Source organism: Streptomyces daliensis (assembly GCF_054782395.1).
Map to the genome: position 1 here is coordinate 59,467 of NZ_BAAGSO010000005.1, position 21,578 is coordinate 81,044.

At 72.8% G+C, this 21,578-nt stretch carries 15 protein-coding genes; 7 read left to right on the top strand and 8 right to left on the bottom strand.

Annotation, left to right across the window (positions count from 1 at the left end; genetic code table 11):
* Positions 1–192: 192 nt before the first annotated feature.
* From ACYVOO_RS01015 to ACYVOO_RS01025, 3 genes are all read left to right on the top strand, one after another.
* Positions 193–1,179 carry a MerR family transcriptional regulator gene (locus ACYVOO_RS01015; RefSeq protein WP_461013763.1) on the top strand — a complete coding sequence of 329 codons (987 nt, stop codon included), beginning with the start codon at positions 193–195 and terminating at the stop codon, positions 1,177–1,179.
* A 260-nt stretch (positions 1,180–1,439) separates the two neighbouring features.
* Complete coding sequence (locus ACYVOO_RS01020) at positions 1,440–2,648, top strand: NHL repeat-containing protein (RefSeq protein WP_461013764.1); 1,209 nt, start codon at positions 1,440–1,442, stop codon at positions 2,646–2,648.
* An 85-nt stretch (positions 2,649–2,733) separates the two neighbouring features.
* Positions 2,734–3,282: an RNA 2'-phosphotransferase gene (locus ACYVOO_RS01025; RefSeq protein ID WP_461013765.1), complete on the top strand. Its 549-nt coding sequence runs from the start codon at positions 2,734–2,736 to the stop codon at positions 3,280–3,282.
* Positions 3,283–3,343: 61 nt separating this feature from the next.
* Here the strand turns inward: ACYVOO_RS01025 and pspAB are convergent, their stop codons facing one another.
* From pspAB to ACYVOO_RS01040, 3 genes are all read right to left on the bottom strand, one after another.
* On the bottom strand, positions 3,344–3,934 hold the full coding sequence (gene pspAB / locus ACYVOO_RS01030) for a PspA-associated protein PspAB (RefSeq protein ID WP_461013766.1): 591 nt from the start codon (positions 3,932–3,934) through the stop codon (positions 3,344–3,346).
* A gap of 87 nt (positions 3,935–4,021) precedes the next feature.
* A complete protein-coding gene (htpX, locus tag ACYVOO_RS01035; RefSeq protein WP_461013767.1) occupies positions 4,022–4,927 on the bottom strand; it encodes a zinc metalloprotease HtpX in 906 nt (301 codons plus the stop codon).
* A gap of 205 nt (positions 4,928–5,132) precedes the next feature.
* Positions 5,133–6,020: an LLM class flavin-dependent oxidoreductase gene (locus ACYVOO_RS01040; RefSeq protein ID WP_461013768.1), complete on the bottom strand. Its 888-nt coding sequence runs from the start codon at positions 6,018–6,020 to the stop codon at positions 5,133–5,135.
* Positions 6,021–6,203: 183 nt separating this feature from the next.
* On the opposite strand from ACYVOO_RS01040, the gene ACYVOO_RS01045 reads away from it, so the two are divergent.
* The gene (locus ACYVOO_RS01045; RefSeq protein ID WP_461013769.1) at positions 6,204–7,088 is read left to right on the top strand and encodes a Cof-type HAD-IIB family hydrolase; all 885 of its coding nucleotides are present in this window, start codon (positions 6,204–6,206) and stop codon (positions 7,086–7,088) included.
* A 40-nt stretch (positions 7,089–7,128) separates the two neighbouring features.
* Here the strand turns inward: ACYVOO_RS01045 and ACYVOO_RS01050 are convergent, their stop codons facing one another.
* The 5 genes from ACYVOO_RS01050 to hisC form a co-directional block, all read right to left on the bottom strand.
* Entirely contained in the window at positions 7,129–9,012 is a 1,884-nt protein-coding gene (locus tag ACYVOO_RS01050) for a sensor histidine kinase (protein ID WP_461013770.1), read from the bottom strand.
* An 88-nt stretch (positions 9,013–9,100) separates the two neighbouring features.
* Entirely contained in the window at positions 9,101–13,195 is a 4,095-nt protein-coding gene (cydD, locus tag ACYVOO_RS01055) for a thiol reductant ABC exporter subunit CydD (RefSeq protein ID WP_461013771.1), read from the bottom strand.
* 99 nt (positions 13,196–13,294) lie between these two features.
* Positions 13,295–14,296: a cytochrome d ubiquinol oxidase subunit II gene (gene cydB / locus ACYVOO_RS01060; protein WP_461013772.1), complete on the bottom strand. Its 1,002-nt coding sequence runs from the start codon at positions 14,294–14,296 to the stop codon at positions 13,295–13,297.
* A 15-nt stretch (positions 14,297–14,311) separates the two neighbouring features.
* The gene (locus tag ACYVOO_RS01065; protein WP_461013773.1) at positions 14,312–15,835 is read right to left on the bottom strand and encodes a cytochrome ubiquinol oxidase subunit I; all 1,524 of its coding nucleotides are present in this window, start codon (positions 15,833–15,835) and stop codon (positions 14,312–14,314) included.
* Between the two features lie 274 nt (positions 15,836–16,109).
* Positions 16,110–17,198: a histidinol-phosphate transaminase gene (hisC, locus tag ACYVOO_RS01070; protein WP_461013774.1), complete on the bottom strand. Its 1,089-nt coding sequence runs from the start codon at positions 17,196–17,198 to the stop codon at positions 16,110–16,112.
* A 342-nt stretch (positions 17,199–17,540) separates the two neighbouring features.
* Between hisC and ACYVOO_RS01075 the strand changes: the two genes are divergently transcribed.
* The 3 genes from ACYVOO_RS01075 (at position 17,541) to ACYVOO_RS01085 (ending at position 21,516) form a co-directional block, all read left to right on the top strand.
* Positions 17,541–18,665, top strand: a complete 1,125-nt coding sequence (locus ACYVOO_RS01075; RefSeq protein ID WP_461013775.1) for a LacI family DNA-binding transcriptional regulator — start codon at positions 17,541–17,543, stop codon at positions 18,663–18,665.
* A 285-nt stretch (positions 18,666–18,950) separates the two neighbouring features.
* A complete protein-coding gene (locus ACYVOO_RS01080; protein ID WP_461013856.1) occupies positions 18,951–20,318 on the top strand; it encodes a metallophosphoesterase in 1,368 nt (455 codons plus the stop codon).
* 205 nt (positions 20,319–20,523) lie between these two features.
* Positions 20,524–21,516, top strand: a complete 993-nt coding sequence (locus ACYVOO_RS01085; RefSeq protein ID WP_461013776.1) for a hypothetical protein — start codon at positions 20,524–20,526, stop codon at positions 21,514–21,516.
* Positions 21,517–21,578: the final 62 nt, after the last annotated feature.

A 21,578-nucleotide genomic window follows, 5' to 3' on the forward strand; every position in this document is an offset into this window, starting at 1 on the left:
CGTGCGGGGCACTCGTCCAGCATGGTGCCGTTGAGCGGTGGGCGGCCGGGGCGGTGAGCCGGTCGGCCCATCGCCCGGCCGCCCGGCACCGTGCGGGAGAGGCCCGCGCGAGCCCGCGCAGGCGCGCAGGGGTCAGACAAGGGACGCACAGGGGAGGCGGAAAGCGCCGTCTCCGTGAGGGAGTTGGGGCGAATGGACCAGGCGGAGTACCGGATCGAGGATCTGGCCCACCACAGCGGCGCCACCGTCCGCACCATCCGGGCCTATCAGGACCGGGGCCTGCTCCCCAAACCCGAGCGGCGCGGCCGGGCGAACGTCTACGACGACACCCACCTGGCCCGGCTGCACCAGATAGCGGACCTCCTGGACCGCGGCTACACCCTGGCGTCGATCAAGGAGTTGCTCCAGGCGTGGGACGAGGGGCGGGGGCTGGGCGGTGTCCTCGGGCTCGTCGCGGAGGTGGACGGCCCCTGGACCGACGAGACCTCGGGCCGGATCACCCGCACCGAGCTGCACGCGCTGTTCGCGGGCCCCCACGCGGGGGACGGCGGGGAGGAGAGCGAGGCCGGGAACGCGGGGGACGAGGGGGGCGAGGGGAATGAGGAGGCGGTCGCCGAGGCGGTCGCGCTCGGCGTCCTGATCCCCGTGCCGGGGCACCCCGACGAGTTCCAGGTGCCCAGTCCGCAGGAACTGGAGGTCGCCGCCGAGCTGCACACAGCGGGGGTGCCGCTGCTGGCCATCATGGAGCACCTGCGGGAGCTGCGTTCCCAGGTCGAGCACATCGCGGCCCGCTTCCTGGACTTCACCAACGAACACGTCTTCATCCGCTATCTCGGCCACCGCCCCAGCGACGCCGACGCGACCGAGGCGGCGGATCTCGTGCGTCGGCTGCGTCCGCTCGCGCAGCAGACCGTGGACGCCGAACTCGCCCGCGCGATGCGACTGTTGGCCACCCGCAACCTCCGCGACCACCTGCGTACGGCAGCGGCGGCCCCGCCGCCGGGCGGCGAGGCCGAGCTGTCGACGGAGCCGGTACGGCTGCCGGTGGGGGTGCTGGCGGCGGTGCGGTCCCTCGTGGGCACGGAACGGGCGGCGGCCTTCATCGCCGCGGCGGCCGACCGCGAGGTACAGGCCCGCGCCATGGACCGGCTCGCGGCCGACAGAAACCGGGAGGAGTGACCCCGTAGCCACGCCGGGAATCCAGCGTCGGCACCGGCCCGAGACCCGAGCCGAACTGGAGCCCACGCCCGGAGGCCGTGCCGAAGCCCGGGCCCGGAGCCCGCGCCCCGAATCCGCGCAGGGCCCGCGCCCCGTCGCCGGGCCCGGCGACGGGGCGGTCAAGGGAACGCTCACTCCCGCCCATTGACGCGCGGGAGCGGGCACACCAGCGTAAGACCCCCGAAACAGACGGACGCACCCACAGGCCACAGGGGGTCATCATGCGAAGACGCGGCTTTGTCACCGGGATCGGTCTGACCGCGCTCGGCGCGGCCGGACTCGGACTCGGTCCGGCCTCCACCGCGTACGCGCTGCCCGGGCGGCATCGCGGAAGCCACCCCGCAGCGGGGACCGGTGCGCTGCTCCAGGGGGAGTGGCAGCAGGTCGGCGCGCCCGAGGGCACGCCGGCCGCGCTGCTGAACGACGTCGCCGCGTCGGGCCCCGGCTCTGCCTGGGCCGTCGGCGAGGACAACATCCCCGGCGGCCTCCCCCGCGGACGCCCCCTCGCGCTGCGCTGGGACGGCGCGGCCTGGGCGCGTACGGACGTCTCGCACCTGGGCATCGGCGGAGCGCTCGTCGCGGTGGCCGCCGGGCCGGACGGCCGGGCGTGGGCGCTCGCCGACGACGGCGCCGCCACCTCCCCCGTCACCCGCCTCCTCGCCTGGGACGGTTCCCGGGACGGCGGCACCTGGCGCGAGGCCCCCTACCCGGGCAGGGGCGAGGCGGGCACGGCGCTGAACGCGGTGGCGGTCGGGCCCGACGGACGCGTCTGGGTCGCCGGGAGCAAGGGCGGCCGGGCGGGGCTGATGTGCGGGGAGGGTCGACCGTCCGGGGACGGGTCAGCATGGCACTGGGTCAAGCCGGTTCCTGACGAGGCGTCGCCCGTTCCGTACGGGGTGCACATCGCCCCCTCGGGCGACATCTGGATCTCCGGCCCCGTCATCGCACGCTGGGACGGCCGCGACTGGACCGTCCTGCCGCCCGTCCAGGGCATCCGCCTCACCGTCACCGACCTGCTGCCCTCCGCGCCCGACGACGTGTGGGCCACGGGCGCCGCGTTCGGCGTCGGCGGCCCGCCCGACAAGCCCCCGGGCATCGTGCTGCGGCGCTGGAACGGCACCGAGTGGACGTCGTGGACGGACCGCACCCCGTTCACCGTCGGCGCGCTGACCTCGATCTGCGCCGACGCGCGGGGCCGCCCCGCGCTGATCTCGGGCTGGGACTTCTGGGACCAGAGCCGCTCCCACTACCTGCGCTGGGACGCGGCGGCCGAAGCCTGGACCAGCCAGCGCGGCCCGGCGACGCCGGAGATCAAGCCCCTGATGAACAACGTCACCGCCATCCCCGGGACGGACGGCTTCTGGTCGGTCGGCACGACGTCGCGCTACGCGTATCCACCGGCCCAACTGCACATCGAGCGCTACGCGTAGGCGAAGAACAGCCGACGCGTAGGCGGAGGACAGCCGGAGGAAAAAACGGCGTGCCGTGCGCCGTGGCGCGCGGCACGCTGGCCGGATGAACGAGAAACGCGACACGAGGATCTCGAAGTACCTCGCCCGCCATCTGCGCCACGACCCAGCCCGGATCGGCATCCGCCTCGACGAGCACGGCTGGGTGGACATCGACGAGCTGATCGGCGCAGCCGCAGCGCACGGCTTCCGCTTCAGCCGCGCCGAGTTGGCAGAGGTGGTCGCCACGAACGACAAGCGGCGCTACGTGATCGACGCGGACGGCGTCCGTATCCGCGCCCAGCAGGGGCACAGCGTCGAGGTGGACCTCGGGCTGCCGCCCGCCGAGCCGCCGGAGTGGCTCTACCACGGGACCGTCGGCCGGGTCGTGGGCGCGATCCGGGAGGAAGGGCTGCGGGCCATGGCGCGGCACGACGTCCACCTCTCGCCGGACCGCGAGACGGCGGTACGGGTCGGGGCGCGGCGCGGTCGGCCTGTGGTGCTCCCCGTCGCGGCGGGCGCCATGCACCGCGACGGACACGCGTTCCGCGTCACGGGGAACGGGGTCTGGCTGGTGGCCGCCGTGCCACCCGCCTATGTGAGCTTCCCGGGCTGAAACCCGGGCCCCCGCACGAGCCTCGAACCCCGGGCCCCGAACCCCACAGGAAAGAGTCCGCTCACAGGCCCGGCGCGCCCCAGACGGGGAACCAGCGCCCCAGGTCCTTCTCGACGGTCAGGTCATCGGCGAGCAGCCCGCTGGCCTGGATCTCCAGCGCGTTGTCCCGCTTCTCGCCCCCTCCGGGCACGGGCGCGAAGGGGTAGAAGGTGCCGCGCTTGTAGAGGTAGACCAGCGCGAGGGAGCGCCCCGCACCGCCCTCCTCCCTGAACCCGACGAGGGAGCACAGCAGTTGAGGCCCGAAGCCGCCCTCGGCCAGCAGGGTGTTGACCGCGTGCAGGTCGTTGACCAGTGAGGCCATGTCGTCCGGCGTGTGGCGTGCCAGGAGCCAGGTGTAGCCGTAGTCGTCCTGACTGAACTCGACGGGTACACCGCCGCGTTCCGTGTCCGCGTCCAGCAGCGCCCGCACGTCCTGGCGCAGCCGCGCGAACGCGCCGCCCTCCACCGTCGCGAAGCAGACCGAGCCCAGACCCGTCGGGACCAGCCCCGCACCGGCCTGGAGCGTGACGGCGGCCGAGGGGAGGGCGAAGAGCTGGTCGAGATCGGGCCGCACCGGCTTGCTGCGCCCGAGGATCGCGTCCAGAAAACCCACGTCGTCTCCCTGCTTCCCGTGTCCCGGTCCCCCGTTGTCCCTGTCCCCTGTGTCCCTGCCTCCCGTGTCCCCGCCCCCGCGTCCGTGTCATCCGCCGAGCTGGGTCGATATGCGCCGCAACTGGTCGAGCCGCTTCTCCAGCGGCGGGTGCGAGGACAGCAGCGCGGCCATGCTCTGGCCGGAGATGGCGGGGGCGAAGTAGAAGGCGTTGAACGCCTCCGCCTGCCGCAGGTCCTTCGTCGGGATGCGTGACATATCGCCGCTGATCTTGGTGAGTGCCGAGGCCAGGGCCGAGGGCCGCCCGGTGAGCAGCGCGCCCGCGCGGTCGGCCGACAACTCGCGATAGCGCGAGAGCAGCCGCGTCAGCAGAAAGCTGACGACATAGACCAGGGCGCTGACCAGCGGGATCAGCAGCACCAGCGGCGTGTTGTTGTTCTGCCGCCCGGCGGCGCGCCCCAAGCCGCCCCACAGCGCGATACGCGTGACCATCCCGGCGAGCACGCCCAGGAAGGAGGCGATGGTCATGACGGCCACGTCCCTGTGCGCGACGTGGGACAGCTCGTGCGACAGCACCCCCTCCAGCTCCTCGGGCTCCAGGCGCCGCAACAGGCCCGTCGTCGCGCAGACCAGGGAGTTGCGCTGGTTGCGGCCCGTCGCGAAGGCGTTCGGCACGTCCGTTTCCGCGATGGCCACCTTGGGCTTGGGCATGTCGGCCAGCGCGCACAGCCTGTCCACCGCGCCGTGCAGCTCGGGCGCCTGCTCGGGCGTGACCTCGCGGGCGCCCATGCTGAAGGCCGCGATGCGGTCGCTGAACCAGAACTGGGCCACGAACAGCCCGCCCGCGATCAGCACGACCAGGGGCCACGCCTTGCCGAGCAGCGCGATCAGCACGCCGACGAAGACGACGTACAGCAGCCCGATCAGGAACATCGTGACGACCATGCGGCTCGTGAGCCCACGGTCCGGCGCATAGCGCGTACGTCCTGCGGCCATGCTGCGTCCTCCTTGTCCTGCTCGTCCTGCTCGTCCTGCTCGCCGTGCTGAGCAGGGGCGGGCTGTTCGTGCTCGCCGCCCCGGCCCCTCGATTGTCCCTCTTCCTCCCTCAACGCGGCATAAGCACCCTGACCAGCCCTGACCAGGCCCGGCAGGCCCGGCCAGCCCCGGCCAGGAGCCGCCCAGGAGCCGCCCAGGCCCCCGCTCACCCCTGGTGGAACTCCGTGGCGATCTTCTCGAAGACCGCCGGGTCGGCCGCGAACTGCGAGTCCGGGATCGGCCAGTGCAGCACGATCTCGTCGAAGCCCAGCTCGGCGTGCCTGCCAGCGAAGTCGGCGAACGCGTCGACCGACTCCAGGTGACGGTCAGGCGTGAACCCCGTGAGCAGCACGCGGTCCACCTCGGACGCGTCCCTGCCCTCCTGCGCGCAGGCGGCGTCCAGCCGCTCCGCCTGCCGCGCGAGCGCCGCGCGCGACGCCTCGGGCGTGCCGCCCTCGACGTTCGTCGCGGAGTCGCCCGTGGTCACCCACGCCTGCCCGTAGCGCGCCGCCAGCCGCATCCCGCGCGGGCCCGTCGCCGCGACGGCGAAGGGGAGCCGGGGCCGCTGCACACAGCCGGGGATGTTGCGGACCTCGTGCGCGGAGTAGTACGTGCCCTCGTACGAGGTGACGTCCTGCGTCAGGAGCTGATCCAGAAGCGGTACGAATTCGCCAAAGTGGTCAGCGCGCTCGCGCGCCGTCCACGGGTGCTGGCCGAGCGCCGTCGCGTCGAAGCCGGAGCCGCCCGCGCCGATGCCCAGCGTGACCCGGCCGCCGGAGATGTCGTCCAGGGAGATCAGCTCCTTGGCGAGGGTGACCGGGTGCCGGAAATTGGGCGAGGTGACGAGGGTGCCGAGCCGTACGCGCTCGGTGGCCGCCGCAGCAGCCGTGAGGGTGGGGACGGCACCGAACCAGGGGCCGTCGCGGAAGGTCCGCCACGAGAGGTGGTCGTAGGTGTACGCGGTGTGGAAGCCGAGGTCCTCGGCGCGGCGCCACGTGTCGCGGCCCCCCTCGGACCAGCGGTGGATCGGCAGGATGACGGTACTGAGACGCATGGCGCCGACCCTATGCGAGCCGTTCCCCGGGACGCGCTGTCCGACGGCGCGGGCCCGCCCTCCCGCCGCACCGTCCGGCCGCCCTACCGTCCTGCCGCCCGACCGGCTTGGCGTGGCCGATTCGCACGGCTGAGCGCTCATCCGGGCGCCCCTTCGCACGCCTGTTCAGGCATATGCGGGAAGATGGTCATCGTGACCGCGACCGAGCCGCCCGCATCCCGCTCCCGCTCCCGCCGCCGACCCCGACTGATCGCGACGGACCTCGACGGAACCCTCCTGCACGACGACAAGTCCGTGTCCGACCGTACGGTCGCGGCCCTCGCCGCCGCCGAGGTCGCGGGCATCGAGGTCTTCTTCGTCACCGGGCGCCCCGCGCGCTGGATGGGGGTCGTCAGCGAACACGTACACGGCCACGGCCTCGCCATCTGCGCCAACGGCGCCGCGGTCGTCGACCTGCACCGCGGGCGGCGCGTCGTCAGGGTGCGGGAGCTGCCGCGACGGGACGCGCTGGAGGTCGTCCGCGCGCTGCGCGAGGCGGCGCCCGGGGTGTCGTTCGCCGTCGAGCGGACCGGCGGCATCCACTACGAGGCGGCCTACCCGCCCTTCTACCTCGACCCCGGAGCCGTCGTCGCACCGGCCGAGAAGCTGCTCTCGGACGACCTTGACGACATGGATGAGTCGGCCGACTTCGCCGCGCAGCCCGTGCTGAAGCTGCTCGCGCACCACCCCGAGATGGACCCCGACGCCTTCCTGCGGCTGGGGCGCGAGGTCGCGGGAACGCACGCGGAGTTCACCCGCTCCAGCCCGTCGGCCCTGCTGGAGATCAGCGGCCCGGGAGTCAGCAAGGCCAGCACGCTGGCCCGCTGCTGCGACGAGCGGGGCATCAGCGCCGACGAGGTCGTCGCCTTCGGCGACATGCCGAACGACCTGGAGATGCTGGGCTGGGCGGGCACCTCGTACGCGATGGCCAACGCGCACCCCGCCGTCCTCGCGTCCACCACGCACCGGACGTCCTCCAACGAGGACGACGGCGTCGCGGAGGTCGTCGAACGCCTCCTCGCCTCCTGACCGCCCCTCCCACCTCCACACACACCGCAGCACGCCACCGTCACAGCGGCGCCCCCCACACCACCGTCGTCCCCGCGCCCCCGGGGCCGATGCCGGGGCCCCAGCTCGCCGTGCCGCCGAGGTTCTCCGCGCGACGGGCCAGGTTCCGCATCCCGCTGCGGCGCCCGGCGTCCGGGGCACCGACGCCCACCCCGTCGTCGGCGACGGTGAGCAGCACCCCGTCCGACCCGTCGGGCAGGGCCGCCGTGACGTCGACGGTGACCTCGATACGGGAGGCGCGGGCGTGCCGGAACGCGTTCGACAGCGCTTCACGCAACGCCGCCACCAGCTCCTTCGTGGCCGCCTCCGGCAGCCGCACGTCCACCGGCCCTACGAAGGTCACCGAGGGGCGGAAGCCCAGCGGGACGGCGGCGAGGCCGGTCTCGCGCAGCACGCGCGTGCGCGGGCCCGCGACGGCCTCGTCCGGCTGCTGCTGGAGCGCGTAGATCGCGGTACGGATCTCCGCGATGGTCGCGTCCAGCTCGTCCACGGCCCGCCCGATCCCCTCGCTCACCTCCGGCTCCGGACCCGGCAGCGGCTCAGGTGCCGACCCCGACCCCGACCCCGGTTCCGATCCCGGTTCCGATCCCGGTTCCGATCCCGGTTCCGATCCCGTGCCCGGCAGCGGCTCCCGCGCCCTGCGCTGGGTGCTCTGGAGCATCAGGCCGGTCGCGAAGAGCCGCTGGATGACGAGGTCGTGCAGATCGCGCGCGATGCGGTCCCGGTCCTCGTACACCGCGAGCCGTTCGCGGTCGCGCTGCGCGTCCGCCAGGACCAGCGCCAGCGCGGCCTGCGCCGCGAACTGCGCGGCCAGCGTCTTCTCCACCTCCGTGAACGGCTCCCCGCCCCGCTCCCTCGGCAGGGCGAGCGTGCCGATGACCCGGCCGCCGCTCGTCAGCGGAAGCATCATGCTCGGCCCGAAGCGCTGGGACACGTGCGTCACCATGCGGGGGTCGGTGGCCGCGTCGTCGATGTAGACGGGCTCGCCGCCGCGCAACTGCTCCAGCACGGCGCTGCCGGGCGGGACGACGGTGCCGATCAGTCCCCTCGCGTCGTCGGCCGAGACGGCGACGATCTCCAGCCCACCCCCGCCCCCGCCCTCCCCGTGTCCGTTCTCCCCTGACGTGGGGAGCAGCACGATTCCGGCGGCCGAGTCCGCCAGCCAGCGGGCCTCCTCCGCGACGACGGCGAGCGCGTTGTCCACGTCGCCCGCGAGGAGGGAGGTGGTGAGGGCCGCGCTGCCGTCGATCCAGCGCTCGCGCTGACGGGCCGCCTCGTGGAGGCGCGCGTTGCCGATGGCGATGCCCGCCTGGGTGGCGAGGATCTTGATGAGGAGCACGTCGTTGTCGGTGAAGTCCCCGCCGCCGCGCTTCTCGGTGAGGTAGAGGTTGCCGAAGACCTCGCCGCCGACCCTGACGGGGAGCCCGAGGAAGCTGCGCATGGGCGGGTGCCCAGGCGGGAAACCGCAGGCGCGCGGGTCCGCGTTCAGATCGTGCAGCCGCAGCGGCTCCTCCTGCCCGAGCACGACGGCGAGCAGCCCGTGCTTGCCGTCGGGGAAGCGGCTGATCCGGGCGATCTGCTCGTCCGTCATGCCGCAGGTCACGAAGTCCTGGAGCCCGTCGCGGTGCTCGGCGAGCACACCGAGCGCCGCGTAACGGCAGTCGGCGACGCGCGCCGCCGTCTCCACGATCCGATCGAAGGTGCTGTGCAGCTCGGGCCCCGTGCCGATGGTGACCATCGCCTCCAGCAGCCGGGGCAGCCGCGCTGCCGAGTCCCCTGACAGTGCCTCCAGGTCGGTCGTCGCGAGCACGGCCGCCTGGTTGGCGGCCTCGGTCGCCGCAGGGCTGACGGGGCTGACGGGGCGGCCCGGTGAGGTCGGGGACATGGCGTCGAGCGTAATAAGTCACGCTTGACGGGGAAAGCGGGGAAAAGCAGAGAAAGTCCGTTTCCCCGCCCCGCCCCCCGTGTCGCGTCTATACGGGCACGGCGGCCCACGCGGAACCGTTCCCGGCCCCGGCCCCGGTCTCGGACCCGGCTCCCAGCAGCCCGTCCGTCGCCGCCTCCCGCTCCAGCATCCGGCGGAACGGCCCGTCGCCCCCGGCCAGCTCCGCGTACGGACCGCGCTCGACGGTACGGCCGCCGTCCAGCACGATCACCTCGTCCACCGCCTCCAGGCCGTGCAGCCGGTGCGTGATCAGCACCGTCGTACGGCCCTCGGTCACCGCGAGCAGATCGGCGGTGAGCGCGTCGGCCGTGGGCAGGTCCAGATGTTCGGCGGGCTCGTCCAGCACGAGTACGGGGAAGTCGGCCAGCAGCGCGCGGGCCAGCGCGAGCCGCTGCCGCTGGCCGCCGGAGAGCCGGGCGCCGTGCTCGCCGACGAGCGTGTCGAGCCCGTCGGGCAGCGTCGCCACCCAGCCGTCGAGCCGCGCCCGCGCGAGGGCGCCGCGCAGGTCGGCGTCGCTCGCGTCCGTACGGGCGAGCCTGAGGTTCTCGCGCAGAGTGCTGTCGAAGAGGTGCGCGTCCTGGGCGCACAGCCCGACGTGCCGGCGCACCTCGTCCGAGGGCAGCGCGGCGGCGGGGACCCCGGCCAGCGTGTACGAGCCGCTCTCCGGCTCCACGAAGCGCAGCAGCGCCTGCGCGAGCGTCGTCTTGCCCGAACCCGAGACCCCGACGACGGCAACGCGCCGCCCGGCGACCAGATCCAGATCGAACCCCTCCAGCGCCGGCCGCCCCTCCTGCCCGGGGTGACGCACACTCAGCGCCCTGACGCCGAGGGGGAACGGAGAGGCGGGCGCCGCGCTCGCCTCTCCGGCCCCCCGCCCGGGACCGGACTGACCCGCCGGGCCGCACTGCCCCGCCGCGTCGGGCTCGCGCACGGGGTCGGGCCCCCGCACACCCTCGGGCTCCCGCCCGGAGCCGAGCTCGCCTGCCGGGACGGGCTCGCGCCCGGGCTCGGGCACCCGCCTAGGACCGGGCTGGCCCACAGGCCCGGACGCCCGCCCGGGAAGGAACTCGTCCACGGCATCGGGGTGACCCACGGGGTCGGACGTGCCCACAGGTCCGGGCTCCCGCCCGGGAGCGGGCTGACCCAATAGGTCGGGCTCCCGCACGGGCTCGGCCACCCGCCCGGAGGCGGACCCCCGCACAGCGGCTGGCTCACCCACCGGGCCGGACTGCCCCGCCGCGTCGGGCTCGCGCACCGGCACGGGCTCGCGCACCGGCTCGGGGGCGTCCAAGACCTCGAAAACGCGCTCGGCCGAGCGCTTCGTACGCTGCCGGAACTGCACCGCCAGCGGCAGGCCGTTGACCGCCTCGAACGCCGCGAGCGGGGTGAGTACGACCACCGCGAGGCAGACCCCCGCGAGCCGCCCGTCGAAGACGGCCTGCGCGCCCGCCCAGGCGGCTGCCGTGACGGTCAGCCCGGCCGCGAGCGTGGTGAGGCCAGCGGCCAGCGCGGTCGCGGCGGCGGACCGCGTCGCGACCCGGGTCAGTGCCGCGTCGGCCTCCCGCACCTCGCGGGTACGGGACGGGAGCGCCCCCGCGACGGTCAGTTCGCCGGTCCCGGTCAGCAGGTCGACGGTCCGCGTCGACAGCTCGCCGCGCGCGGGCGCGAGCCTGCGCTCCGTACGCCGGGAGACGGCGCCGGTCAGCGCGGGCACGGCGAGCCCGGCGACGAGCAGCCCCGCCGCGAGTGCGGCACCGGCCTCGGGCAGCAGCCAGGCGGTGAAGCCGACGGCGCCCGCGCTGACGGTCACCGCGACGGCGGCGGGCAGCAGCCAGCGCAGGAAGGAGTCCTGGAGCGCGTCCACGTCGCCGACGAGCCGGGACAGGAGGTCGCCACGTCGCGTGCGGCGCAGTCCGGCGGGCGCGAGCCGTTCCAGGCGGCGGTAGACGGCGACGCGGAGGTCGGCGAGGACGCGCAGCACGGCGTCGTGGGAGACGAGGCGTTCGGCGTACCGGAAGACGGCGCGGCCGATGCCGAAGGCACGGGTCGCGGTGACGGCGACCATCAGATACAGCACCGGCGGCTGCTCGGAGGCCCGCGAGATCAGCCAGCCCGAGGTCGCCATGAGCCCGACGGCGCTGCCGAGCGCGAGGGCCCCGAGCAGCAGGGCGAGCGCGAAGCGGGCCCGCAGGGGCCGCGCGAACCGTCGCACCCGCGCGAGGGCACGGCCCTGAGCGGCACCGCCCGTCGCCACCTCGCCCCTGTCTCCGGGGCCGTGCGCGGCCTCCCCCTCCGGGACCCGTACCGGAACCGGAACCTGCGCCGGAACCGGAGCCGCCCCGCCCGCCTCACCGGAACCGCCAGAACCGCCGGAACCGGTCACGGGCGTGTCCCCGTGCGCCACCGCGGCCACCCAGCGGGGTTCGGGGCCTGGGCGTGGCACGGCCGCACCGGCCTCGGGCGGCGCGCCCAGCCGTACGACGCGGTCGGCGACGGCGAGCAACGCGGGCCGGTGCGCGACCAGCAGCACCGTCCGGTGCTCCGCGAGCCGCCGCACCGCGTCGACGACCGCCGCCTCGGTCTCGCCGTCGAGCGCGGCCGTCGGCTCGTCCAGCAGGAGCAGGGGCCGGTCGGCGAGGAACGCGCGGGCCAGCGCGACCCGTTGACGCTGCCCCGCGGACAGGCCACTGCCGCCCTCGCCGAGCACCGTGCCGGGGTCCAGTTCCGGGGCTGACGCGTCGCGCAGGGCGCGGCGTACCTCCTCGTCGCCCGCGTCCGGGCTGGCCAGCCGCACGTTGTCGGCGACCGTGCCGGCGAAGAGGTGCGGATGCTGGGGCACCCACGCGATCTGCTCGTGCCAGGTGGCCAGGTCCACCCCGGCCAGGTCCGTACCGTCGCCATCGCCGTCGCCATCCCCGTCACCGTCACCGTCACCGCCGAAGAGGACCCGTCCGGAGGCGAGCGGCGTGAAGCCCAGCAGGGCCATGAGCAGGGTGGACTTGCCCGCGCCGGAGGGCCCGACGAGCGCGACGGTCTCACCGGGCGCGAGCCGCAGGCTGGTCTCGGGCAGCGCGTCGTGCGTGCGCCCCTCGTACCGCACTCGCACCCGGTCCAGCGCGATGTCACGGGAGCGCACGTCGGGCGCGGGCACCCCACCGCGCGCCGGGGCCTCGGTCTCCAGGACGGCGAAGACCTCCTCGGCGGCCGAGAGCCCCTCGGCCGCCGCGTGGTACTGGGCGCCGACCTGACGCAGCGGCAGATACGCCTCCGGCGCGAGGATGAGGACGACGAGCCCGGTGTAGAGGTCGAGTTCGCCGTGCACGAGGCGCATGCCGATGGTGACGGCGACGAGCGCGACGGAGATCGTCGCGAGGAGTTCCAGCGCGAACGACGACAGGAACGCGATCCGCAGGGTGCGCAGCGTCGCGCGCCGGTAGTCGTCGGTGATGGCACGAATGTTCTCGGCCTGTGCCTTGGCCCGCCCGAAGACCTTGAGCGTGGGGAGCCCGGCGACGACGTCGAGGAAGTGCCCCGACAGCCGCGCGAGCAGCCGCCACTGGCGGTCCATGCGGGACTGGGTCGCCCAGCCGATCAGGATCATGAAGAGCGGGATCAGGGGGAGCGTGACCACGATGATGGCCGCGGAGATCCAGTCCTCGGTGACGACGCGGGCCAGCACGGCGACGGGGACGACGACGGCCAGCCCGAGCTGCGGCAGATAGCGGGCGAAGTAGTCGTCGAGCGCGTCGATGCCGCGCGTGGCGAGCGCGGTGAGTTCGCCGGTCCGCTTGCCGGAGAGCCAGTTGGGGCCCAGACGCGCTGCGTGCGCGAGGAGGCGGTTGCGCAGCTCGGACTTGACCGCGGCGCTGCACCGGTGCGCGGCCAGCTCCGTCAGCCAGGAGACCAGCGCGCGCCCGGCGGAGACGGCGGCCAGGAGAAGCAGGGGGTCGCGGAGATCGGCCGCCGAGGCGGCCTCCTGATAGGCGCCGACGACGATCTCCGCGATCAGCATGGCCTGCCCGATCACCAGGCACGCGCCCGCCAGCCCGAGCACGACGGACGCGACGAGGAAGACACGGGTGGCACGTGCGTGCCGGAGCAGACGCGGGTCCACGGGTTTCATGCTGCGGCCCCCAAAGCCTCGGGTCTCGGGTACTGCGGGGTGGGTCGGGGTGGACCGGGCCGTCGATTCGCACCGACGCCCCGCCCCGCCCCGGTGTCCTCAGTGCGTACCGGCGATGTGCTGCGTGCCGATCCGCTTGCGGAAGACCCAGTACGTCCAGCCCTGGTAGAGCAGGACGACGGGCGTGGCGATGCCCGCGCACCAGGTCATGATCTTCAGCGTGTACGGGGTCGACGAGGCGTTCGTCACCGTCAGGCTCCAGTCGGGGTTCAGCGACGACGGCATGACGTCGGGGAACAGCGACAGGAACAGCATCGCCACGGAAGCGGCGATGGTGACCCCCGAGAAGGCGAACGACCACCCCTCGCGCCCCACGAGGTTCGCCCCCAGCGCCGCCACCAGCGCGGCGACGGCCACGACCAGCGCCACCAGGCTCTTGCCGTCCCCGGTGTGCGCCTGCGTCCAGACGAGGAAGACGACGGCCAGCACCGCCGTGACCAGCCCCAGCCGGGTGGCGAGCCGCCGCGCCCGGGTACGGATGTCGCCCACCGTCTTCAGCGCCGTGAACACGGTGCCGTGGAAGGTGAAGAGGGTGAGCGTGACCAGCCCGCCGAGCAGTGCGTAGGGGTTGAGCAGGTCGAAGAGGGTGCCCGCGTACTCCATGTCCGCGTCGATCTTCACGCCGCGCACGATGTTGCCGAAGGCGACGCCCCACATGAAGGCGGGCAGCACGGAGGTGATGAAGATGGCCCACTCCCACCGGGTCTGCCAGCTGTCCTCGGGCCGCTTGGCGCGGTACTCGAAGGCGACACCCCGGATGATGAGGCAGACCAGGATCAGCAGCAGGGGCAGGTAGAAGCCCGAGAAGAGGGTGGCGTACCACTCGGGGAAGGCGGCGAAGGTGGCGCCGCCCGCGGAGAGGAGCCAGACCTCGTTGCCGTCCCAGACGGGGCCGATGGTGTTGATCAGCACCCGCCGTTCGGCGCGGTCACGGGCCAGCAGCCGGGTGAGGACGCCGACTCCGAAGTCGAAGCCCTCCAGGAAGAAATAGCCGGTCCACAGGACGGCGATGAGCACGAACCAGACGTCGTGGAGTTCCATTGCGCGCTCCCGGGCTCAGTACGAGAAGGCCATCGGCCGGTCGGCGTCGTCACGGTCGTGACCGCCGATCCGGGTGGGCGGGTTGAGGTCGTCCTCCGTCAGCTCGGGCGGTCCCGCCTTGACGTACTTCGCCAGCAGCTTGACCTCGATGACGGCGAGGGCCGCGTACAGCGCCGTGTAGACGATCATCGACGTGAGCACCTCGCCCTGCGAAACGCTCGGCGAGACGGCCGAGGAGGTGGGCAGCACGCCGTAGACGACCCACGGCTGACGGCCCATCTCGGTGAAGATCCAGCCCCAGGAGTTGGCGATGAGCGGGAAGGCGATGGTCCACAGGGCCAGCCGCCAGTACCACTTCGTCAGCCAGGGGCTCAGCTCCCGGTTCTTGGTGAGGGCGAGCCGTGGCACCTCGTCGGCGGTGGTGCGCAGGCGCTCGGCGAGCCACAGCTTCCTGCGCGTCAGATAGAGCCCGGCCGCACCGACCGCGACGGACGCCATGCCGAAGCCGATCATCCACCGGAATCCCCAGTAGGCGACGGGGATGTTGGGCCGGTAGTCGTCGAGCCCGATGGTGTCCTTGTACTTCTCCTTGAGCATCGCGTTGGTGTCGTTGATGCCGGGGACTTCCTCGGTGAAGTTGTCGTGCGCGAGGAAGGACAGCACGCCGGGGATCTCGATGGCGACCTTGTTGTGCCCGGCCGCGACGTCCCCGTAGGAGAAGACGGAGAACGGCGCGGGCCCCTGGGTCTCCCACAAAGCCTCGGCCGCTGCCATCTTCATGGGCTGCTGCTCGTACATGATCTTGCCGAGCCGGTCGCCGCTGACGACGGTCAGCAGCCCGCCGGCGACGAGCGTGACCAGGCCGACCCGCAGCGAGGTGCGCATCACCCTGACGTGCTTCTTGCGCATCAGGTGGAAGGCCGAGATGCCCAGCAGGAAGGCGCCGCCCACTATGGCCGCCGCCGTCATGGTGTGGAAGAACTGCGCGAGCGCGGTGTTCTGGAACAGCACCCGCGCGAAGTCGGTCAGCTCGGCGCGCCCCGACTCCTCGTTGATCCGGTAGCCGACGGGGTGCTGCATCCAGGAGTTCGCCGCCAGGATGAAGTAGGCGGAGAGGACGGTGCCGATGGCGACCATCCAGATGCAGGCGAGGTGGATCCTCTTCGGCAGCTTGTCCCAGCCGAAGATCCACAGGCCGATGAAGGTCGACTCGAAGAAGAACGCGATGAGGGCTTCGAAGGCGAGCGGGGCTCCGAAGACGTCACCGACGAAGCGCGAGTAGTCGGACCAGTTCATCCCGAACTGGAACTCCTGGAGGATGCCGGTGACGACACCCATGGCGATGTTGATCAGGAAGAGCTTTCCCCAGAACTTCGTCGCTCGAAGGTACTTCTCGTCGCTCGTGCGCACCCACGCGGTCTGGAAGCCCGCGACGAGTGACGAGAGCGAGATCGTCAGGGGGACGAACAGGAAGTGGTAGACGGTCGTGATGCCGAACTGCCAGCGCGCCAGGGTCTCCGGCGCCAGAGCAAGGTCCACGGGCTCTCTCCTTAGGTCGCGCCCTCCGCACAGTCACAGCCACAGTCACTTTGCCGGTTTTGTGCAGCATTGACGGGACCGCAAGACACGGTCGTGAATGCGTTCACATTCACAAGCAATCCTACGACCGGTCTTTTCGGACATGCGACCGGCCCCCCACTCAGGTGAGGGGCCGGTGTGGCGCCGGGCCGGGAAGGGCTCGGGAACGGCTCGTGAGCAGCGGTTCCGGTCGGCCGATCGCTCAGCCAGGCTCAGCGGGCAGCGCGTCCCGCCGTCACAGCTCGTTCTTGCGGAAGGCCGCTGCCGTCTGGAGGAAGATGTCGTTCGCCTCGGTCTCGCCGACCGAGACCCGCACGCCCTCACCCGTGAACGGCCTGACCGTCACCCCGGCCTCCTCGCACGCGGCGGCGAAGCCGTCCGTGCGCTCCCCCAGCCGCAGCCAGACGAAGTTCGCGTGCGACACGGGCACCGTCCAGCCCTGGGCCTCCAGCTCGCGCGTCACCCTCGTACGCTCGCCGACCAGCGCCTCCACCCGCTCCAGCAGCGCGTCCTCACTGCGCAGCGAGGCGACGGCCGCCTCCTGCGCGAGCTGGCTGACGCCGAAGGGCACGGCCGTCTTGCGCAGCGCGGCGGCCACGGGCTCGTGCGCCACGGCGAAGCCGACGCGCAGCCCGGCGAGCCCGTACGCCTTGGAGAAGGTCCGCAGCACGCACACGTTCGGCCGGTCGCGGTACAGCTCGATGCCGTCCACGACGCGCTCGTCGCGCACGAACTCGCGGTACGCCTCGTCCAGCACCACCAGCACATCGCCGGGCACCCGGTCCAGGAAGCGCTCCAGGTCCTCGCGGGGGATGGCGACGCCGGTGGGGTTGTTGGGGTTGCAGACGAAGATGAGGCGGGTGCGCTCGGTGACGGCGTCGGCCATCGCGTCGAGATCGTGCTCCTCGCCCTCCGTGAGCGGCACCGTGACGGGCGTCGCGCCGGAGATGCGGGTGATGATCGGGTACGCCTCGAAGGAGCGCCAGGCGTAGATCACCTCGTCCCCCGGGCCCGCCGTCACCTGGAGCAGTTGCTGCGCGACGCCGACCGAACCCGTGCCCGTCGCCAGATGCTCGGGCGGGACGCCGAAGCGCTCGGCGAGCGCGGCCATGAGCGTGGAACAGGCCATGTCGGGATAGCGGTTGAAGGACGCGGCGGCCCCCGTCACCGACTCCAGCACGCCGGGGAGCGGTGGATAGGGGTTCTCGTTGGACGAGAGCTTGTAGGAGACGGGGCCGTCCGCCGCGGCCGGCCTTCCCGGCTTGTACGTCGGGATACCGTCGAGTGCGCCGCGCAGCCTCGGGGTCTTCTCGCTCTCGCTCACCGCTGATCCTCCTTGACCGTCCCGTGGACTCCCATAGTGCTCACCCTATGAGGAGGCCGGAAAGGGGCGCGCAAAAGGGGACGAGAGCCCTCCGTGCGCCCTGCGCGCTGGTGGCGGGAGCCGTGGCGCGCATCCCCCGTGAAGGTGAGTTGAGACCTCTTCGCAATATCGCCGATTCAGCGGGCTCACGGGCCAAAATCCCGAGTGTTCAAGGTCACACGGCCCTTTGCCGCCAACGATTCCCAGGATTTTCCGGGGAAACGTTCTTGCAGAAACGTACCTTCTGCACCTCACTCGTACCTCCCCTCGTGCCGCGTACTGCGGGCCTACGATCGGGTCGCCATGACAGCAGCAGAGAAGCATCAGGTGGGCCGCGCTTCGGCCCCCCGGGGGGCGCGTGGCGGGAGCCGGCTGAACGGGCGGGCGGGTATCCGCGACGTCGCCGCAGCGGCCGGTGTCTCGATCACCACTGTCTCCGACGCGCTCAACGGCAAGGGCCGCCTGCCCGATGCCACCCGCCGCCACGTCCGCGAGGTCGCCGAGCGCCTCGGGTACCGGCCCTCGGCCGCCGCCCGGACGCTCCGCACGGGCAAGTCGGGTCTCATCGGGCTGACGGTCACCACGTACGGCGAAGAACCGTTCACCTTCACGGAATTCGCGTACTTCGCGGAGATGGCGCGGGCCGCCACCTCCGCCGCGCTCGCGCGTGGGTACGCGCTGGTCATCCTCCCCGCCACCTCCCGGCACGACGTGTGGTCCAACGTCGCGCTCGACGGCACCGTCGTCATCGATCCCTCGGACGAGGACGCCGTCGTCTCGGAGCTGGTGCGCTCCGGCATCCCCGTCGTCTCCGACGGCCGCCCCAGCGGCTCCCTGCCCGTCACCGCCTGGGTCGACAACGACCACGAAGAGGCCGTCATGGGCCTGCTCGACCACCTCGCCGAGTCCGGTGCCCGGCGCATCGGGCTGCTGACCGGCACCAGCACGGACACCTACACCCGGCTGTCGACCACCGCCTACCTCGACTGGTGCGCACGCGTCGGCCAGGACCCCGTCTACGAGTCGTATCCCGCGCACGACCCCTGCGCGGGCGCCATCGCGGCCGACCGCCTGCTCGCCCGTCCCGACCGCCCCGACGCCGTCTACGGCCTCTTCGACCCCAACGGCACGGACCTCCTCGCCGCGGCGCGCCGCTACGGCCTGCGCGTCCCCGAGGACCTGCTCCTCGTCTGTTGCAGCGAGTCCAACGTCTACGCCACCACCGAGCCGCCGATCACCACCCTCTCCCTCAAGCCGGGCCGCATCGGCAACACCGTCATCCAACTGCTCATCGACGCCATCGAGGGCATCGACACGGGCCGCCCCGTGGAGCAGGTCATGCCGACCGACCTCATCGTCCGCACCTCCTCGCAGCGCCGTCCACCGCGCGCCACCATCAGTGCGCCCCGCACCCCCTCGGCCGACTGACCTCGGCGAGCCGACGGAAAACACCCCGGCCGACGGGCAGCGCGGCCACGCGCGGCGGCGCGGCGCACTTCCGTACCCTCAGAAATCAGGCGAAATTCCCGGTCCGCCGGGGCCGCGTGTCAATTGGCACCCCCCAGGTGCGTCACAAGGCACGACCGGCATTCCTATGATGGGCGAACGACACCGGACCCACCTCCCGACCTGTGGGACCTCCCCGCCGAAGGACAGGTGTGGAGTGTGCCCAAGAGAGGCAGGGGAAGGTTCGGCGGTGCACGGCGGCGCGCGATGGTGGAGGGGTCGATGACTCAGGGGGCCGGTCAGGGACCCGATGTATGGCACGGCGGTGCGGCGAGGGGCGCGGGGCATCTTCAGCCCATGCGGCCCGTGCGGCTCACGCCCGAAGACGTGTCGGAGCCCGTACCCGTATCTTCCGTACCGGCGCAGGTGCCGGACCAGGTACCGGCCCAGGAACAGGTCCAGGCGGTACCGGTGGTGCCAGCGGTACCGGCGGTACCCGCCCAGGAGCGGGTGCCAGCACCGGCACAGGTACCGGCACCAGTACCGGTACCGGCCCGGACTCCGGCGCAGGCGGCGCCGGTCGGGCCGCCCGTGACCTGGGCCGCTTCCGTGCCTCCCACGCCTCCCACGCCTCCCGGAGCGCAGGCGACGTCACCGTCCGACACTCCCGCGGCGCCCGAGCCCGAGGGCGAACCCTCGCAGGAGTACACGCCGACGCAGCGCGATCTGCCGGTCATCGGCGGCACGGCCGCCACGCCCGAGCCCACGCTCGTCGACGTCCCGTCCCCCGTCGCCACCACGCACGAGGGCGATGGCCCGCTGTACGTCGTGGGCGACGTGCACGGCTATCTCGACCAGTTGCGGACCGAGCTGCGCGAGGCCGGGATCATCGACGCCGAGGACCACTGGATCGCGGGCGACACGCGCATCTGGTTCCTCGGGGACTTCACCGACCGAGGCCCCGACGGCATCGGCGTCATCGATCTGGTGATGCAGCTCTCCGCCGAGGCAGCGGCGGCCGGCGGCTACTGCAAGGCGCTCATGGGCAACCACGAGCTGCTGCTCATCGGCGCCAAGCGCTTCGGCGACACCCCCGTCAACTCCGGTGCGGGCACCGCCTCGTTCCAGGCTGCCTGGCTCCTCAACGGCGGCCAGCGCACGGACATGGAGCGCCTCCAGGACCACCACATCCAGTGGATGTCCCGGCTCGACGCCATGGCGCTGGCCGACGGCCATCTGCTCGTGCACTCGGACGCCACCTGCTACCTCGAGTACGGCGACACCATCGAGGCCGTCAACGACGCCGTCACCCAGGCGCTCCAGCGCAACGACGCGGACGAGACCTGGGACCTGTTCCGCAAGTTCACCAAGCGCTTCGCCTTCCGCGACGAGGAGTCGGGGGTGCCCGCCGTGCGCGAGTTCCTCGGCGCATTCGGCGGCAAGCGGGTGGTGCACGGGCACAGTCCGATCCCGTACCTCCTGGGCGAGGTCGGCGGCGAGGCCGGGGACGACGAGGAGGCGCCGCCCCATGTCACCGGTCCGCACGTCTACGCGGACGGCATGGCCGTGGCCATGGACGGCGGTGTGACGATGGCCGGAAAACTGCTTGTCACTCAACTTCCCCTGGCTGAATAGCCTGTTCGGGGGCAGGAGTAGCTCGGAAGTGACGTGCGGGGCACGAAGCCGTACGGGACAGCGCGGGGGGCCAATTTAGGGAAACCACCTGTCACGGAGTGCCGGAAGCCCTTTACCATCGGTTCTGCCATGACGGGTTCCTGACGCCCGTCGCGGCCGCCCCGCCCGTCGACCGGCCAGCAACGGCCCTACGGAGCATCGGGGGATGCACATGAACAGCGCTCCGCATCTGCGGCTAGAGGACCGGCCCGAGTTCGAGCGGGCCCTCGACGAGGCACTGCGTCACGCCCACCGGCGTCCTGACACGGCGGCGATCGGCCAGCGTCTCAACGCCGAGCAGTTGCGCACGATGGCACTCAGCGCGGCCACGGCGATCGCCGCCTGCGCCGCCGTCGAGTACGAGCACTTCGTCCGCCTGCGCGAGGAGATGCGCCACCTGGCGAACCTGCCCGCCTCAGCGGCCCCGCAGCAGCGCGGCGCGGCCAAGTCCGACGGCGGCTCCGCCGAGGGCGGCCCCGGGCGCGCGGGCGAGGCGGAGGGCGGCGTCGGGCTCGCGGGTGCCGTGGGCGAGGGGCTGGTCGAGACGGCGGGGGCCGGGCTCGCCGCGATGCTCTCCGTGCTGGCGCCCGTCCTCGCGGGAACGGCGGCGCTGATCTTCCTGCTGCTCGGCTATCTCCTCCACATGGTCACGCCCGAGCCCGCCGTCGCCGAGCCGATGCGCGACATCGGCCTGGTCTTCGCCGTCCTGGCGGCGGCGGGGGCCGTCGTGGCGATGACGGCGCTGTGGCTCACCGCGCTGCGCAACGGGTCGAGTTCGATCAGGGCGAAGGAGGAGGCCGCGGGCCCTGGGGCCGCACTCGCCGACGAAGTGGACCGCGCGCGGGGCCTGTGGCGGGAGGCGCTGCTGGAGCGCGGCATCCTGCCCTTCCTGCGGGAAGCGCTGGCGGACCCGCAGGGCTCCAGGCAGGCGCCCGCGGCGTACGTACGGGACGATCTCGCCACCGGGCAGTCCGGGCAGTCCGGGTCACAGGAACCGGGACCGCAGCAGCGCACGCCGCGGCTCGGCTACTCGCACCCGGACTTCTCCAGCCGCACGTCCTCGGAGGCCAAGAGCGGCGAGAAGAGCGTCAGGCCCCGCTACACCAGCCCGGACTTCTCCAGCCCCGACTACGGCGGCCCCGACCACCAGCCCGACTGAGCACGGCTCGGGGCCGGGGGGCTTGGCGAGGCGGCCAGGGTAAGGCCGTCACCCCTCGCCCG

What these genes read in the sequence shown, in the direction of transcription:
- ACYVOO_RS01015 (WP_461013763.1), top strand. Translation starts at nt 193, where the DNA reads ATGGACCAGGCGGAGTACCGGATCGAGGATCTGGCCCACCACAGCGGC.
- ACYVOO_RS01020 (WP_461013764.1), top strand. Translation starts at nt 1,440, where the DNA reads ATGCGAAGACGCGGCTTTGTCACCGGGATCGGTCTGACCGCGCTCGGC.
- ACYVOO_RS01025 (WP_461013765.1), top strand. Translation starts at nt 2,734, where the DNA reads ATGAACGAGAAACGCGACACGAGGATCTCGAAGTACCTCGCCCGCCAT.
- htpX (WP_461013767.1), bottom strand. Translation starts at nt 4,927, where the DNA reads ATGGCCGCAGGACGTACGCGCTATGCGCCGGACCGTGGGCTCACGAGC.
- ACYVOO_RS01040 (WP_461013768.1), bottom strand. Translation starts at nt 6,020, where the DNA reads ATGCGTCTCAGTACCGTCATCCTGCCGATCCACCGCTGGTCCGAGGGG.
- ACYVOO_RS01045 (WP_461013769.1), top strand. Translation starts at nt 6,204, where the DNA reads ATGGTCATCGTGACCGCGACCGAGCCGCCCGCATCCCGCTCCCGCTCC.
- ACYVOO_RS01050 (WP_461013770.1), bottom strand. Translation starts at nt 9,012, where the DNA reads ATGTCCCCGACCTCACCGGGCCGCCCCGTCAGCCCCGTCAGCCCTGCG.
- cydD (WP_461013771.1), bottom strand. Translation starts at nt 13,195, where the DNA reads ATGAAACCCGTGGACCCGCGTCTGCTCCGGCACGCACGTGCCACCCGT.
- cydB (WP_461013772.1), bottom strand. Translation starts at nt 14,296, where the DNA reads ATGGAACTCCACGACGTCTGGTTCGTGCTCATCGCCGTCCTGTGGACC.
- ACYVOO_RS01075 (WP_461013775.1), top strand. Translation starts at nt 17,541, where the DNA reads ATGACAGCAGCAGAGAAGCATCAGGTGGGCCGCGCTTCGGCCCCCCGG.
- ACYVOO_RS01080 (WP_461013856.1), top strand. Translation starts at nt 18,951, where the DNA reads ATGGTGGAGGGGTCGATGACTCAGGGGGCCGGTCAGGGACCCGATGTA.
- ACYVOO_RS01085 (WP_461013776.1), top strand. Translation starts at nt 20,524, where the DNA reads ATGCACATGAACAGCGCTCCGCATCTGCGGCTAGAGGACCGGCCCGAG.